Origin of the sequence: Rhodococcus sp. 14-2470-1b (genome assembly GCF_002259415.1) — a bacterium.
Classification (GTDB): domain Bacteria; phylum Actinomycetota; class Actinomycetes; order Mycobacteriales; family Mycobacteriaceae; genus Rhodococcoides.
The window spans coordinates 67,846-84,104 of the sequence record NZ_NPFY01000008.1; the positions used below are offsets into that span (position 1 = coordinate 67,846).

Consider the following 16,259-nt stretch of genomic DNA (forward strand, 5'->3'; position numbering starts at 1 on the left):
GTGCGCAGCGTCCATCGTCGGGATCGGCGCGCCTGCCAAATCGATCTGTGCTCGCGGACTCTCGGACAGTGCCGGTGAACCGTCCACGCGAGAACACGTGACGCTTTGGATGGAGCAACTCGATGGTCGGGACATGCACTCCCCTCGTTCGTGCGCGATTGTCGGCTCTCCCCCTCCTCGCACTCGGGATGACCGTGCTTCTGGCGTGTAGTTCCACCGCCGGCACGGACTCCGATTCCAACACCGATTCCAACGCCGGATCCGAGACGAACGGGAGCGCACTCGCCGAGACGCCCCCGCAGGTTCCACCGGCATCGATCGACCGGGCAGCCGTCGACGCCGCCGTCGGACAACTCGACGGGTACGTCGAGGACATGATGGCGCGAACGGGCGCTCCCGGTATCGCCGTCGCGGTCGTCTACCAGGACGAAGTGCTGTATTCGAAGGGATTCGGTGTACGCAAGGTGGGCGAACCGGACCCGGTGGACACCAACACCATGTTCCAGCTTGCCTCGGTGTCGAAGCCCGTTGCGTCGTCGGTGGTCGCCTCGCTGGTCGGCGAAGGCAAGCTCGAGTGGGACGAGCCGATCCGCCGGTTCGAACCGGGTTTCGCGGTGTCGGATCCGTACGTCACCGAGAATGCCAGCTTCACCGACCTGATGTCGCACCGCTCCGGCCTGCCCGATCACGCAGGCGACCTTCTCGAAGACCTCGGCTACAGCTACGACGAGATCATCGCCCGATTGAATCAGGTTCCGTTGGAAACGTTTCGAGACAATTACGACTACACCAACTACGGGTTCTCCGCAGCAGGCGTGGCAGCAGCCAAATCCCAGGGCACCACGTGGGCGGAACTGTCCGAGCAGAAGATCTACGAACCCCTCGGCATGACCAACACGACGTCGAGTCAGCAGGAATGGGTCGACTCGCCCAACCATGCCTTCAATCACGTTCTGACGGAACCGGGTTCGACCACGTGGGAGGCGAAGTACGTCAGCGATCCCGAAGGTCAGGCCCCGGCGGGTGGTGCAGCGTCCTCCGTCGGCGACATGGCCCAGTGGATCCGCATGCAACTCGCAGGCGGAGAGTTCGACGGCACCACCGTCGTCGAGCCCGAAGCCCTGCAGTTCACCCACCAGGCGCATTCTCTCGCCCACCCCTCGGAGACGCCAGGAGCGCGAGACACTTTCTACGGCATCGGCTTCAATGTCGGCACCGACAGTCAGGGCCGCGTCGAGGTCAGTCATGCAGGGGCGTTCGGACTCGGCGCGAGCACCGACGTCGTGATGCTACCGAGCGAGCAACTCGGCATCGTCGTACTTGCCAACACCGCACCCGTCGGTGTCTCGGAAACCATTGCGGCACAGTTCATGGATTACGCCAAGAACGGCGAACTCACCGTCGACTGGGCGCCGTTCGTCGCGGGCCAGTTCGAGAAGATGGTCGAGCACGGCCGTTCCGAGACGGACTACGAGAATCCGCCCGCATCGACGACGCCTGCGCGGGAGCCGAGCAGCTACGAAGGCACGTACACCAGCCCGTTCTACGGCGCCGCCGAGGTCACCGCCGAGGGAGACGAACTGGTGTTGAACATCGGCAAGGAACTCCAGTCGCGTTATCCCCTCACTCACTACGACGGTGACACCTACTGGTTCGAACCCGTCGGCGAGAACGCGTCGGGGCCGACGGGTGCCGAATTCATGGTCACCGCCGGGGCACCGACCACACTCACCGTCGAGTATCTCGATCCTCTCGGACTCGGCACGTTCACCCGCTCCTGACTTCGTAGACGCCCACGACACGAACGGACCCCAGACGATGCACCGCACTTCAGGCAAACTACTGACCATTCTGTTCACCGCAGGACTGCTCGTCGCGGCATGTTCGTCGGGCAACGACAGTGCTGTCTCGGAGAGTGCTGTGTCCGAGAGTGCTGTGTCCGAGAATGCTGCCTCGGAGAGCTCTACCGGTTCCAGCTCTCCTGATTCGTCCTCGGCCCTCGTACCGTTCGACACCGCTGCGATGGACGCGATAGTGGACGAGAAGGCGAAAGAGTACCGCGCAATCGGCATGGTGGTGTTGGTCCGGACCCCGGACGGCGAGTACGTGAACACCTGGGGCAGCACGGACGCGGGCACAGCGACGCCACCTACGCTCGACACCAAGGTGCGCGTCGGATCCAACACCAAGACGTGGACGGGCACCGTCATCCTGCAGATGGTTCAGGAAGGCAAGATCTCCGTCGACGACCCGGTGAGCAAGTATCGCCCCGATGTCCCCAACGGTGAGAACATCACCATCGGACAACTCCTCGACATGCGCAGCGGTCTCTACAGCTACACCCAGACCGTCGAGCTCAACCGAGCGCTCGACGAGGATCCCGAAAGGGTCTGGGAACCAGAGGAACTGGTTGCGCTCGGGCTCTCGAATTCGCCGACGTCCGCGCCGGGCACCGAATACAACTACTCCAACACCAATACCGTGCTGCTCGGGCTGATCGCGGAGCAGTTGGACGGAAAGCCGATTGCGCAGATCTACCAGGATCGACTGTTCTCCGCGCTCGAGTTGACGGACACCTCGTTCCCGGCGAACACCGACACCTCCATTCCCGCGCCGTACACCGCCGGATACTCCTACAGCGGAAACCTCGAAACCCTGGGCGAGGGAAAGGAATCGCTGTCACCCGAACGCATCGCCGCCATCGACGCAGGCTCCGTCACGCCGAGAACGACGACGAACGACAACCCGTCGTGGACGTGGTCGGCCGGACAAGGAATTTCGACGGCGAACGAGATGGCCACGTGGGTGAAGGCTCTCGCCGTCGGCGAACTGCTCGACGCCGACACCCAGCAGCTGCGGATGGACAGCATCACTCCGAGCGACGACACGGGAACCGCGGCGTACGGCTACGGAATCGCACAGATGGGTCCGCTGTACGGGCACATCGGCGAGATGCCGGGATACAACTCCTTCATGGGATACGACCCGGAGAACGACGTCACCTTCGTCGTCTGGGCCAACCTCGCCCCCGCGGTCGACGGCAGTGCACCCGCCGCCAAGGTCGCCCGAGAACTGTTCCCGTACGTGTACGCGACGCCGTCCGCCGAGGCCTCGGACGCCGTCGAGGAGCACAGCGACGACGCCGGCGAGTGACTGGCCGGCGAGTGACAGCTCGGGCCGATAGTTAGGATCGGGACGTCGGCGCCGATCGGCGATCGGTCTTTCGGCAGGAAGGACCATCGGTGGCGCAGGGCGATCTGAATACAACCTCGTACGTCATCCTCGGATTGCTCGCCACGCGGGATTGGACGGCCTACGACATCTCGGTGCAGTTCGGCCGTGGAGTCGCCGAACTGTGGCCCCGGGCCGACCGCCAGCTGTACAACGCGCCGAAGAAGCTGCTCGAACGTGGCCTGGTCTCGGCATCGACGGATCCGGTGGGCACCGGCCGCAGTCGCACCGTCTACTCGATCACCGACGCAGGTCGCGACGCCCTCGCGTCATGGCTCGCGACCGCGTCGAAGCCGTCGGCCATGGAGTTCGAGGGCATGATTCGAGTGCTGTTCGCCGAGCAGGGTTCGCTCACCGACCTGCGCAACAACATCACCACGATGCGCGATCACGCTCAGCAGACCCGCGCCCTGTTCCTGGCCCACGCCGAGCGTCTACACGACGTCGACAGCTCGACGTTCCCCGAACGCCAACACTTGATGACGCTGGCCAACCGCTTCATGATCGGGCACTTCACCCACATCTCGGACTGGGCGGAGTGGGCTCTGACCGAGACCGACACCTGGTCGGACACGACGTCTCCGGCCACGACTCACCGCGAGCGCAGCTGCGCAATTCTCGAAGAATCATTGCAGCAGGATCGGCCGTCGCCCGACTGAACACTCGGAAAGTGCAAGTTTGAGACAACGGAAGGTGGGAATCCATGCTCGTGAACTCACCCAGCGGCGCGCCCACGTGCTGAGCATCCTCGGACTCGTGTTGGCCGCGACGGCACTGATCGTGCTGGCGCAGGTCGTGTCCGAGAAGTCGTCGATACCCGCCGCAGCGTTGCTCACCGTGGCAGGTCTTGCGGTGTCGACGTCGTCGCTACCGGACATCGTGCTGGACCCGGAACTCGTTCTGACGCTGGTGATTCCACCGCTGCTCTACAGTGCAGCGTTGAACTCGTCACTCGTCGCGATCCGCCGCAACGTGTGGACGATTCTGAGCCTGTCCGTCGCGTTGGTCGTGGTGACGGCCTCGATCGTCGGCGTCGGGTTGGCACTGCTGATACCCGGGGCGACCCTCGCCGCGGGAATGGCCCTGGGAGCTGCCGTCGCACCGCCCGATCCCGTGGCCGCACTCGCGGTCGGCAGGCGAGCCGGGATACCGCCGAAGCTGATCACGCTGATCGAGGGCGAGGGACTGCTCAACGACGCGACCGCACTGACGATGCTGACCGTCGCGGCCACCGCGATCGCGTCGCAGGACATGACCTTCACGCACGCGGGCGGACTCTTCGTGCTGGCCGCGGTCGGCGGAGTCATCGTCGGGTGCGCCATTGCGCTCGTCATCAGGTTCGTACAGAAGTTTCTCGGAGACGCGCTTCTGCTCAACGTCGTATCCCTGGCCACTCCGTTCGTCGCCTACGTCGCCGCGGAGGAAGTGCACGCCTCCGGGGTACTCGCTGTCGTCGTCGCAGCCCTCTTCATCGGCCACGACACTCGCCACGCCGTGTCCGGAGCCAGCAGATTGCAGACGGGAGCCGTGTGGAGATTGATCGATCTACTTCTCGAGGGTTTCGTGTTCCTGCTGATCGGCGAACAGTTGCCGACAGTGATCGAGGGGCTTGCTGCCTACCCGCTCACCACCGTCGTCGGCGCCGTCGCGGTCACGCTCGCCGGTGTGCTGCTCGTCCGTCCCGTGTGGCTGCTCGGCACCGAGGCAGTGGCACGCATGGTCGACCGGTCGTCATCACGGTCCTCATCGCGGTCTTCACGGCTGTCGGGACGCGAGGTCGTGGTGATGAGCTGGGCGGGAACTCGCGGAGTGATCACCGTCGCCGCCGTGTTCTCGCTACCGCTGACGACGGAATCGGGTGAGCCGTTCGAGATCCGAAATCTGTTGCTGTTCTGCGCATTCGTGGTCGTCCTGGTGACCGTGGTGGCGCAGGGTACGACCTTCGCTCCTCTCGTGCGGCTGCTGAACGTGCGGGCCGACCCCGCCGCCGAATCGAGGTTGCGCAACGAAGCACGCGTGGGCGTGACGAAAGCTGCACTGCAACAACTCGATCACATCGCCGACGAAGAAAAGCTCGACGACGACGGCAGAGCACTCATGCGCCGCGAGCTCGACGAGCGCATCGACCGGTACAACCGCAGGCTCGATCATCTCGACGAAACGAACGACGACGCACCCGTCATCTCCCCCGAGCAGCAGGCCGCGACAACGGTTCGCCGGCGCCTCATCGACGCCCAACGCGAGGAACTGGTGCGCTGGCGTGACTGCGGACGCCTCCCCGACGCCGGAATGCGGAGTCTCGAGCACGAACTCGACCACGAGGAGCATTCCTTCAAACAGCACCCGGACGAGACGGACCAACCGGGCTAGGTTTTCCTCAGTGCAGTTTCCTCAGTGCAGTTTCCTCAGCGCAGTTTCCTCAGCGCGTGGAATCGCGGATGGTGAGCGTCGGCTGGAACTGCACGTGGCGTGGTTCGGCGCGGTGGTCCTGTGCCGATTCCTCCAGCAGATCCACCGCAGCACTGCCGATGTCGCGGCTGGGCTGCCTGATCGAGGACAGCGATACGACGGCCGACGCTGCGAAATCGATGTCGTCGTAGCCGATCACGGCGATGTCGTCGGGGACGACCGAGTTGCCCAGCATCACCAGGCTCTGCAGAACCCCCAGTGCGAGCAGGTCGTTGGCGCAGAATATGGCGTCCGGTCGATCTTTCGGGGCGCGCTCGGCGATCGAGGCCGCAGCCGCTCGGCCTGCCAGGACACTGGGCTCGCGGGTCGGCACGACCTCGATGACTGCGCCCGCCGCCTCCGCGGCCGTGCGTGCGCCTCGCAGTCGATCCGCGACCTGCCTCAGCGAGGCGGGCCCACCGACGTAGGCGATTCTGCGCCGGCCCTGCTCACACAGATGCCGGACGGCGAGTTCGCCTCCGGCGATGTCGTCCACCGCGACGGACGAGAACGACGTGCCCGCTCCGTCTCGGTCGACCAGCACCACCGGGGTGCCTCGGGACTGGAGGAGTTCGAGTCGCTCGAGATCCTCCCCGACCGGAGACACCAGCAGGCCGTGGACACGTTGCTCGTCGAACGTGTCCAGGTAGAGACGCTCACGTTCCGGGTCGTCGTCCGTGGACCCCAGGAGAACGGTGAGGCCTCGGTCGGTGGCACTGGACTCGACGCCTCGTGCGATCTCGGTGAAGAACGGGTTGCCGATGTCGAGCACCACCAGCCCGACGCATCGAGACCGGCCGGCACGCAACTGCCGGGCAGCGTCGTTGCGGACGAAACCGAGTCGGTCGATCGCGGACATGACACGTTTCACCGTCGCGGGCGCAACCTTGTCGGGTGCATTGAGCACGTTGGACACCGTGCCGACGGACACACCCGCCGCCGCAGCAACCTGCTTCATGCTCTTCGCCACGACAGAAGTCTTACCAGCCGGCCACGGTCACCGTGGGCGCGGGACCAACCGCTCGAGCTGAGTGACGTGGCCAGGGCCCAATTCCTCCAACGCGGTGACACCCAAGAGACGCATGGTGCGTTCGACCTGCTCGGACAGAATGTCCACGGCACGGTTGACCCCGGCTTCGCCGCCTGCCATGAGCCCGTACAGGTATACGCGACCGACGAGGGTGAATCGGGCTCCGAGGGCGATCGACGCCACGATGTCGGCGCCGGACATGATGCCGGTGTCGATCATGACCTCGGTGTCCTTGCCCACCTCGCGGGCCACCTCGGGCAGAAGATGGAACGGAATCGGAGCACGGTCGAGTTGTCGTCCACCGTGGTTGGACAGAACGAGACCGTCGACGCCCAAGGCGGTGACGGCCTTGGCGTCGTCGAGTGTCTGGATTCCCTTGACGACGAGCTTGCCCGGCCACTGCTCCTTGATCCACGCCAGGTCCTCGAAGGTGACCGTCGGGTCGAACATCGTGTCGAGCAGTTCCGCCACGGTGCCGGACCATCGGTCGATCGACGCGAACGACAGCGGTTCGGTGGTGAGGAAGTCGATCCACCACTGTGGACGCGGCAGCGCGTTCAACACGGTCCCCGGTGTCAGCGCGGGCGGAATCGTCATGCCGTTGCGCTTGTCTCGCAACCTCGCTCCCGCCACGGGAACGTCGACGGTGACCAGCAGGGTGTCGTACCCCGCCTTCGCGGCACGGTCCACCAGGCTCATCGACCGCTCGCGGTCCTTCCACATGTACAGCTGAAACCAGTTGCGACCGTGCGGGTTGGCGTCGCGCACGTCCTCGATCGAGGTCGTTCCCATCGTCGACAACGAGAACGGGATGCCCGCGCGAGCTGCCGCATGCGCACCGGCGATCTCACCCTCGGTCTGCATCATTCGGGTGAAGCCCGTCGGGGCGATACCGAAAGGCTGCGCCACCGGTGCGCCGAGCACGTCCCATCCCGTCGACACCTTGGACACGTCGCGCAGGATCGACGGCGAGAACTCGATGTCCTGGAACGCCTGACGCGCCCTGGTGATCGACAGTTCGGCCTCCGCCGACCCATCGGTGTAGTCGAACGCCGCTGTCGGGGTCCGACGCTTGGCGATCCGGCGAAGATCCTCGATGGTCAGGGCGGCGTCGAGCCTGCGCTTCTTGCCGTTCAACTCCGGCTTCTTGAACTGCATCAGGGGCGCGAGATCGCGCACCTTGGGGATTTGCCTCTTGACCATGGTCAATCCTTTGTCGTGTGTGTCATAACGCTGTGTGTCATAACGCTGTATCTCATGACGCTGTATCTCAAAAAGATGCCGCCCGGCGGGAGGACGCAGGTTCGTGACGAACGGGAGGGAAGGTGGTTGCGACCGTGTGCCGCAGCCGTGTCAGATCTCCGGAGATCCACCCGTGGGTCCGTGCCTGTACCAGCACGTTACCCAACGCGGTCGCCTCGACGGGCCCGGCCAGCACGTCGAGTCCGGACCTGTCGGCGAGAATCCGGCACAGCAGCGAATTCTGTGCTCCGCCGCCGACGACGTGGATCCGCCTCACATCGATGCCGGCGAGGTCCGCGGCGTCGTACACCGCGGCGCTGAAAGCGACGGCCAGGGATTCGACGATCGCCCGAACCATCTCCACCCGCGACGACGGAACCGCAAGGCCACGATCGGAGTACCAGGCCGCGATTCGTGTCGGCATGTCGCCGCGAGGAAGGAACATCGGGTCTTCGGCGTCGAAGACATGCGTGGGAGCCGGGCAGTGTGCCGCAGCCGCCAACATCTCCGGCAGGTCCACCGCCGCGCCGTCGGCTCTGCTCCACTCGCGCACCGATTCCGACAGCAGCCACAGACCCATCACGTTGTGCAACAACCGGTTACGGCCGTCCACCCCGGCTTCATTGGTGAACCCCGCGTCGCGCACTCGGGAATTCACCACCGGCGAGGAGGTCTCGGCGCCGACGAGGCCCCACGTGCCGCAGGAGATGTAGACCGCCGAATCCGGATCCATCGGTACCGCGGCGACCGCGGACGCGGTGTCGTGCGAACCGACAGCGGTGACCGACACGGACGGATCACCGTCCACCACACCGGGCAGGATCGGACCCAGAACCTCGCCCGGGTCGACGACACCGGGAAACAGCGACCTGTCGATTCCCAGGCGATCCAGCAGGACACCGTCGAGCACGCCGTCGGTACCGAAAATGCCCGTCGTCGACGCGTTGGTGCGCTCGGCGACCTCGCGGCCGGTGAGCCAGTACGAGACGAGATCCGGCACCAGCAGCACGCGGTCCGCTGGTTCGAGCAGACCGTCGGCCCGGTCCACCGCAAGCTGGTACACGGTGGTGAACGGGAGGAACTGCAAACCGTTGCGGGCGAACAACTCCGCACGGTCGACGACGGATTCCACGAGCTCGACGCCCCGCTCGGATCGTTCGTCACGGTAGTGATGCGGCAACCCGACCAGGCGCCCTCCGCGCATGAGGCCGTAATCGACGGCCCACGAATCGACTCCGACGCTCACCAGGTTGTCCGCGTCGCGAGCGGCGTCGGCGAGACCACGCCGAACATGCCCGAACAATCCGGGCACATCGGTGTGCAGCGCTGCCCGCGACCCGTTCCACAGCCGGCAGGGTTCGTTGGGAAAGCGGGTGACGACGTCCAGACGCAGTACGTCCCTGCCTGCGGTATCGGTGCCGACGGTGCCGACCACGACGCGACCGCTCGTCGCACCGAGGTCGACGGCCGCGACCTGAGCTGTACTCATGCCCGTCTCATCTCAGGAAGGCGGCGGCGACACCCGCGTCGACAGGCACGTGCAGTCCTGTCGTGTGCGAGAAGTCCGACGTGCACAGTGCGAACGCGGCATTGGCGATGTTCTCCGGCAACACCTCTCGCTTGAGCAGCGTGCGCTGCGCGTAGAACTTGCCGAGGTCGGCCTCGTCGACGCCGTAGACCGCTGCGCGGGACGCTCCCCAGCCGGCGGCGAAGATGCCCGATCCCTGCACCACCCCGTCGGGGTTGATGCCGTTCACCTTGACACCGTGCTCTCCCAGCTCGGCGGCGAGCAACCGAACCTGATGTGCCTGATCGGCTTTCGTCGCCGAGTAGGCGATGTTGTTGGGTCCGGCGAACACCGAGTTCTTCGACGAGATGTACAGGATGTCGCCTCCCATCTTCTGGGCGATCAGCGCAGCTGCCGCGGCACGCGAGACCAGGAACGATCCGCGAGCCATCACGTCGTGCTGCAGATCCCAGTCCGCGACGGTCGTCTCCAGCAGAGGCTTCGACAATGAGAGGCCGGCGTTGTTGACCACCAGGTCGATACCGCCGAACGCGAGCACGGTCGCATCGACAGCTGCCTGCACCGCAGCTTCGTCGGTGACGTCGGCCCGAACTCCGATCGCCACGTCCGTCGATCCGATCTCGGCCGCTACGTCGGATGCCTTCTGCGCGTCGAGGTCGGCGATGACGACGCACGCGCCCTCCGCGGCCAATCGTGTGGCGATCGCCTTGCCGATGCCCGACGCCGCGCCGGTGACCAGGGCGATGCGCGTCGCGAGCGGCTTGGGTTTCGGCATCCGAGCGAGCTTGGCTTCTTCCAGCGCCCAGTACTCGATGTCGAACTTCTCCGACTCGTCGATGGGGCTGTAGGTGGACACCGATTCGGCGCCGCGCATCACGTTGATCGCGTTGACGTAGAACTCACCCGCCACCCGGGCGGTCTGCTTGTTGGCGCCGTAACTGAACATGCCGACGCCGGGAATCAATACGATCGCCGGATCGGCACCGCGCATCGCGGGTGAGTCCTCGGTCGCGAAGCGCTCGTAGTAGGCCTGGTAGTCCTTGCGGTACGCCTCGTGCAGGGTCTGCAAGCGTTCGACGGACTGCTCGATCGATGTGTCTGCAGGGAGGTCCAGAACGAGGGGCTTCACCTTGGTCCGCAGGAAGTGGTCGGGGCAGCTGGTGCCGAGCGCGGCCAGACGCGGATGCTCGGCGGCAGCCAGGAAGTCCAGGACCACGTCGGAGTCGGTGAAGTGCCCGACCTTGGGTTCGTCGGTGGATGCCATCCCTCGGATGTACGGGGCCAGGGCTGCTGCCTTGGCGCGTCGCTCGGCCTCCGGCAGGGCCGAGTAACCGTCCAGCGGGGCGCCGAACGGTTCTGCTCGGCCGTGCTCGGCGAGGTAGGCCTGGGCAGCGCGGATGATCTCGAGCGAGTTCGCCTCCGACTCCTCGGACGTCTCACCCCATGCGGTGATGCCGTGTCCGCCGAGAATGCAGCCGATCGCCTGCGGATTCTCGGCTTTGATCGCGGAGATGTCGAGTCCGAGCTGGAATCCGGGTCGTCGCCACGGAACCCACACCACCGTGTCGCCGAATATCTTTCGGGTCAGTTCGGGGCCGTCCGCGGCGGTCGCGATCGCGATGCCGGAGTCCGGATGCAGGTGGTCGACGTGTGCTGCGTCGACGAGTCCGTGCATCGCGGTGTCGATCGACGGCGCCGCTCCCCCGCGTCCGTGCAGGGTGTAGTCGAACGCCGCGACCATCTCGTCCTCGCGGTCCAGCCCCGGGTAGACGTCGACCAGTGCGCGCAGCCGATCGAGCCGCAGGACGGCCAGGCCGGACTCGGTCAGCGTTCCGAGATCGCCGCCGGATCCTTTCACCCACATGAGTTCGACATCGGCACCGGTCACCGGGTCGGTGTCGGTTCCCTTGGCGGAGGTGTTACCACCGGCGTAGTTGGTGTTGCTCGGATCGGACCCGAGACGGTTCGATCGTGCCAACAACGCTGCGACAGTCCGGTTCATCGTGTTCGCTTCCTGCTGTGTCGTCATAGCTCATGCACCCCAGGAGGTCTGGGTGCCGCCGACTCGGTCGGCTTCGATCTGCTGCTGGTAGCCCGATTCCGCGAAGGCTCGCATCGGGTCGGCCGGTAGACCGCGGTTCTCACGCCACTCGGCGAGCCGTGGACGCACGTCGGTGTAGAAGGCATCCATGAAGATGCCGTTGGCGCCGAGCACGTCTCCGGCTTCCTGCGCCGTGGTGAGTGCCTCGGTGTCCACGAGAGCCGCACGCAACGTCATCTCCTGGACGTTGAGGACGGAGCGAATCTGCCCGGGGATCTTCGCCTCGACGTTGTGACACTGGTCCAGCATGAGCGCGAGGTCCGACTCGGGTGCGAGCCCGCCGCCGCGGATGACCTCGAACAGAATCCTGAACAGCTGGAACGGATCCGCCGCGCCGACGATCAGGTCGTCGTCGGCGTAGAAGCGTGAGTTGAAGTCGAAGGAACCGAGTTTTCCGAGGCGCAGAAGCTGCGCGACGATGAACTCGATGTTGGTTCCCGGCGCGTGGTGCCCGGTGTCGAGGCACACTGCCGCGCGCTCACCGAGGGCGACGGTGTGCGCGTAGGACGTGCCCCAGTCCGGTACGTCCGTCACGTAGACGGCAGGCTCGAAGAACTTGTACTCGAGCACCAACCGCTGGCCGTCGCCGACGTGCTGGTAGATCGCGGCCAGCGATTCCGCGAGACGGTCCTGCCTACCGCGGATGTCGCCCTGACCCGGGTAGTTGGTGCCGTCGGCCAGCCAGACCTTCAGGTCCTGCGAGCCGATCTCGGTCATGACCTCGAGGCACCGCAGATGGTGGTCGATCGCCTTCTGCCGCACGGCTTTGTCGGTGTGCGTGAGACTGCCGAACTTGTAGTCGTCGTCCTGGAAGGTATTGGAGTTCACCGTTCCCAGACGAACACCGAGATCGGCGGCGTAGGACTTCAGTGTCGTGAAGCTGTCGACGTTGTCCCACGGGATATGAAGCGCGACAACGGGGGCCAATCCGGTGAGCCGATGCACGGTGGCTGCGTCGGCGATCTTCTCCTCGATCGTGCGGGGTGTGCCGGGAGTGCCGAACACCTTGAAGCGGGTCCCGGAGTTTCCGAAGGCCCATGACGGGAGTTCGATGGCGAGGGCGTCGAGAACGGCGTCGGGACTGACGGTATGTGTGGTCACGGCTCGTGTAGTCACAGTGCAGGCTCTCGGGTCTGGGTGACTCCGTCTCGAGAGTCGGGAAGTTCAGGGGACACGACCGCACCGTATCGCTCGGTCTCGATTTCCGGCAGGGACTTTCCACGCGTGTTCGGCGCGAAGATCGCACCGATCGCGAGGGCGACGGTCAGCAGGCCGATGAGCAGCAGGCCGACGGTGGTGAGCCCGGTGGCGGCGAGCAGGGTCGGGAAGAAGTAGCTCAGCAGGCCGGTGGCGGTGCGGACGACGAAGAACATGAAGCCCTGTGCGCTGGCACGGTACGGCGTGGCGAACAGCTCGCTCGCCCAGAGGCTGTAGAACGCCTGGGCACCGATGCCGCTGGAGATGCCCCAGGTGATGGCGAAGATCAGCAGTGTCGGAAGTCCGTTGTCGGTGAAGAACACCAGGATCGCCCAGGCCGCGATGCCGAGCAGAGCTCCGATGGAGTAGAGCAGCTTCTGGGACACGCGATCGGCGAACTTCATGAAGCCGAAGTACGTGGCGAGCACGGTGCAGCCCCACACCAGAACCTGCAGGAGATTCTGTTCGACGGCGCTCTCGACGCCTGCGCTCTCGTACACACGCGGCATGAAGATGCCTGCCTGTCCCGCGACGGTGTTCCAGAAGCCGTAGATGCCGATGAGGACCAGCAGCGCGGTGATGTTCACTTTCTTGGTGAACAGACCCTTCAATCCTGCTGCACCGAACGTCTTCTCGCGTGCAGCGGCCCCTGCGGTGTCGCCCGTTTCGTTCTTCCAGATCACCGACTCCGGCAGGCCCTGGCGAATCCACCACACCACCGCGGCCACGACGAAGAGGTGCAGGAAAATGATGCGCGAGCCGAGCAGATCCAGGGGCGCGAGCAACGCGGCGAGTGCGAATCCGACGAACGGCCCGACCGACCACGCCAACTGTGCGGTTCCGACGTGCCGCGCCCGCTCACGTGACGGCGCCTGTTCGGCGATGTACGTCCACGACGCAGGGACGCCTGCTCCGACGGCGATGCCGGTGATCACGAACGCAGTCAGCAACATCGCGAAGTTCATCGCGAACGCTGCGATCAGCACACCGACCATGTACACCATCAGGTCGTAGGTGTAGATCGCCTTGCGGCCGAACCTGTCGCACAGCGGACCGCCGATGCCGGCGCCGATCGCCGCACCGAATGCATTGGCGCTGAAGGCCGCAAGCAGACCGACGGCGAGGTTGCTGATGCCGAACTCGTTCTGCCACAACGTCAACGACGTGGCGATGGCGATGATCGATCCGGCTTCGATGTAGTTGCTCATCGCGACCGATATGGTCGCTCGCCACCCGGTGGTGGACTTGGCGCCGATCTTCATGAGGGCTCCGTGTTGTGAGGGGGTCGTTGTGAGGGGGGATCAGGGGAGATGGAAGTAGTGGTGCAGAAACTCGAGAGGGGCGTCGGGGCGCGCCGCGGGTTCGAAGTACTGGGCCATGGTGGCCTGCCAGCGTGCGTCGACGTCGGTCGCGCTCATGGCTGCGGTCATCGCCGTGGGGTCGTCCGACTCGACGTAGCCGACGACGAGACCGTCCTCGGGTCGAAGGAACAGCGAATAGTTCTTCCACCCCGTCTCGCGCAGAGCATCGAGCATCTCCGGCCAGACGGTCTCGTGCGCGGCCAGGTAGTCCTGCACTCGCTCGGGGCGCAGTTTCAACAGGAAGCACAGCTTCTTCGTGTCGGACAGAACCGATGCCATGGAAGACCTTCTCGACGATCAGAGTGTGGGTGCCGCCATCGACTGTTGCACGTTCGAGGATATTGAAACGTTTCAATCGATGGCTTGGATCACATTAGGGCCCGCCAGTGCGGCGCGTCAACCCCTTGTCTCGGGAGTCCGGCCCTCTACTCGGCCTCGCGCATCGTCCTGCCCAGACGCGACGCCTGCAACGACAGGTGATGACGCTCGGCGAGATTCGACGCCGCCTGTGCCGCCTCGGAGTACAGCCGCGCGGCCGAGACCAGGTCACCCACTTTCTCGTGGAGATACGCCGAGGCAGCGGCGAAGCGGGGCACGCCCGGATCCACGGCTCCGAGAGCCGCCAGACCCGCGGCCGCACCGTCGGCCTCCCCCACTGCGACAGCCCGATTGAGCTGCACGACAGGGCTCGCGGTCACGGCGAGAAGTTCGTCGTACCAGCTCACGATCTGCACCCAGTCGGTCTCGTCGACGCTCCTGGCGTCGGCGTGCAGCGCGGCGATCGCGGCGTGCGCCTGGAACTCACCCAGTCGGTCGCGCGCCAACGCGGCCTGCAGGATGTCGACGCCTTCGGCGATCAGCGTCGTGTCCCACTGTGATCGATCCTGCTCGGCCAGGGGAACGACGCTGCCGTCGGGGCGTGTCCTGGCACTCCGGCGGGCATGGTGCAGCAACATCAGCGCGAGAAGACCGGACGTCTCCTCGTCGGAGATCGATGCGGCCAACTGCCGGGTCAGCCGGACCGCCTCGGCCGCGAGGTCGACGTCGCCGGTGTACCCCTCGTTGAAGATCAAATAGAGCACCCGATGAACCGTCGACAGATCCCCGTTCTCCGTGAATCGCACGTGCCCGACGGTTTTCTTCGCGCGGCTGATGCGCTGACCCATCGTCTTCTCCGGGACGAGGTATGCGTCGGCGATCTGCTTGGTGGTCAGGCCACCGACTGCGCGCAACGTCAACGCGACCGCCGCCGACGGCGTCAACGACGGATGCGCGCACAGGAAGAGCAGCTGCAGGGTGTCGTCGACGTTCTGGGTGTCCCCCGGTGGCGGCTCGGCCCAGGTCCGCAGCTCCCGTGTTCGACGGGCTTCGTCGGCTCGGTACACGTCCAGGAACTTCCGCCAGGCGACGGTGACGAGCCACCCCTTGGGGTCCGACGGCATCCTCGTCGGCCAGGACGTCGTGGCCTGGATCAACGCCTCTTGGACGGCGTCCTCGGCTGTCGCGAAATCGAGTCCGCGACGAGTGAGGACGCCGATCACAGCGGGAGTCAACTGCCGGACCAGGGCGTCGTCCATCCCGGGCTGATCCGGAGTCGTGTCGGCCCCGGGGTGCATGTCAGTCTTCGATGGTGGTGGGCGTGCTCATCAGCGGGCGGACCTCGAGCCACTCGTGAATCGGCTTACCGCCTGCACCGGGTGCTGCGGACAGCTCGGCCGCGAGTTCGAGGGCGCGGTCGTAGGAATCGACGTCGACCACCATCCACCCGGCGACGAGGTCTTTGGTCTCGGCGAACGGGCCGTCGGTGACCGGCGGCTTTCCCTCGCCGTCGTACCGGACCCACGCCCCGGCCTGCTTCAGAGCCTGACTGTCGACGAACTCGCCGGTCTCCTGCAGCGTGGCGGCGAAGTCGTCCATGTACTTCAGGTGGGCCTCCACCTCGTCCTGCGTCCATTCGTTCATGGGGACATCGTTGACTGCCTCGGGAGCGCCGCGGTAGTGCTTGAGAAACAGGTACTTGGCCATGATGGTCTCCTTCTGCGTGCGTTCGTGCAGCCCCTTCGGCTGCATCCAACACTGGGACGGAACCGGGTGAGTGTTTTCGACATCATCCACGAAGAT

Annotated in this window: 13 protein-coding genes; 4 read left to right on the top strand and 9 right to left on the bottom strand. The window is 65.4% G+C overall.

Translation table 11 applies throughout. The annotated features are described in order from the left end of the window. The first annotated feature begins 122 nt into the window (after positions 1–122). From CH293_RS05275 to CH293_RS05290, 4 genes are all read left to right on the top strand, one after another. Positions 123–1,781, top strand: a complete 1,659-nt coding sequence (locus tag CH293_RS05275; protein ID WP_094719577.1) for a serine hydrolase — start codon at positions 123–125, stop codon at positions 1,779–1,781. A gap of 37 nt (positions 1,782–1,818) precedes the next feature. Continuing rightward, entirely contained in the window at positions 1,819–3,153 is a 1,335-nt protein-coding gene (locus tag CH293_RS05280) for a serine hydrolase (RefSeq protein ID WP_094719578.1), read from the top strand. Positions 3,154–3,242: 89 nt separating this feature from the next. Next, the gene (locus CH293_RS05285) at positions 3,243–3,890 is read left to right on the top strand and encodes a PadR family transcriptional regulator (RefSeq protein WP_037114331.1); all 648 of its coding nucleotides are present in this window, start codon (positions 3,243–3,245) and stop codon (positions 3,888–3,890) included. 19 nt (positions 3,891–3,909) lie between these two features. Then, positions 3,910–5,601 (top strand): Na+/H+ antiporter, encoded by a 1,692-nt coding sequence (locus tag CH293_RS05290; protein WP_094719579.1) that lies wholly within the window; start codon positions 3,910–3,912, stop codon positions 5,599–5,601. Positions 5,602–5,650: 49 nt separating this feature from the next. On the opposite strand, the gene CH293_RS05295 is transcribed toward CH293_RS05290, so the two are convergent. The 9 genes from CH293_RS05295 to CH293_RS05335 all read right to left on the bottom strand — a co-directional run bounded on the left by CH293_RS05295 (position 5,651) and on the right by CH293_RS05335 (position 16,163). Then, positions 5,651–6,649 carry a LacI family DNA-binding transcriptional regulator gene (locus CH293_RS05295; RefSeq protein WP_080733127.1) on the bottom strand — a complete coding sequence of 333 codons (999 nt, stop codon included), beginning with the start codon at positions 6,647–6,649 and terminating at the stop codon, positions 5,651–5,653. 27 nt (positions 6,650–6,676) lie between these two features. Further along, a complete protein-coding gene (locus CH293_RS05300; RefSeq protein ID WP_094719580.1) occupies positions 6,677–7,912 on the bottom strand; it encodes an alpha-hydroxy acid oxidase in 1,236 nt (411 codons plus the stop codon). A 67-nt stretch (positions 7,913–7,979) separates the two neighbouring features. Further along, positions 7,980–9,440 (bottom strand): rhamnulokinase family protein, encoded by a 1,461-nt coding sequence (locus tag CH293_RS05305; RefSeq protein WP_094719581.1) that lies wholly within the window; start codon positions 9,438–9,440, stop codon positions 7,980–7,982. 7 nt (positions 9,441–9,447) lie between these two features. Beyond that, positions 9,448–11,508: a bifunctional aldolase/short-chain dehydrogenase gene (locus CH293_RS05310; RefSeq protein ID WP_094719582.1), complete on the bottom strand. Its 2,061-nt coding sequence runs from the start codon at positions 11,506–11,508 to the stop codon at positions 9,448–9,450. A gap of 3 nt (positions 11,509–11,511) precedes the next feature. Then, positions 11,512–12,681 (bottom strand): L-rhamnose isomerase, encoded by a 1,170-nt coding sequence (gene rhaI / locus CH293_RS05315; RefSeq protein WP_094719636.1) that lies wholly within the window; start codon positions 12,679–12,681, stop codon positions 11,512–11,514. Between the two features lie 11 nt (positions 12,682–12,692). Beyond that, the gene (locus tag CH293_RS05320; RefSeq protein WP_019663735.1) at positions 12,693–14,039 is read right to left on the bottom strand and encodes an MFS transporter; all 1,347 of its coding nucleotides are present in this window, start codon (positions 14,037–14,039) and stop codon (positions 12,693–12,695) included. A gap of 39 nt (positions 14,040–14,078) precedes the next feature. Then, positions 14,079–14,417 carry an L-rhamnose mutarotase gene (locus tag CH293_RS05325; protein ID WP_094719583.1) on the bottom strand — a complete coding sequence of 113 codons (339 nt, stop codon included), beginning with the start codon at positions 14,415–14,417 and terminating at the stop codon, positions 14,079–14,081. A 146-nt stretch (positions 14,418–14,563) separates the two neighbouring features. Beyond that, entirely contained in the window at positions 14,564–15,715 is a 1,152-nt protein-coding gene (locus CH293_RS05330; protein ID WP_217900740.1) for an RNA polymerase sigma factor, read from the bottom strand. Between the two features lie 40 nt (positions 15,716–15,755). Further along, positions 15,756–16,163, bottom strand: a complete 408-nt coding sequence (locus CH293_RS05335) for a YciI family protein (protein ID WP_094719637.1) — start codon at positions 16,161–16,163, stop codon at positions 15,756–15,758. Positions 16,164–16,259: the final 96 nt, after the last annotated feature.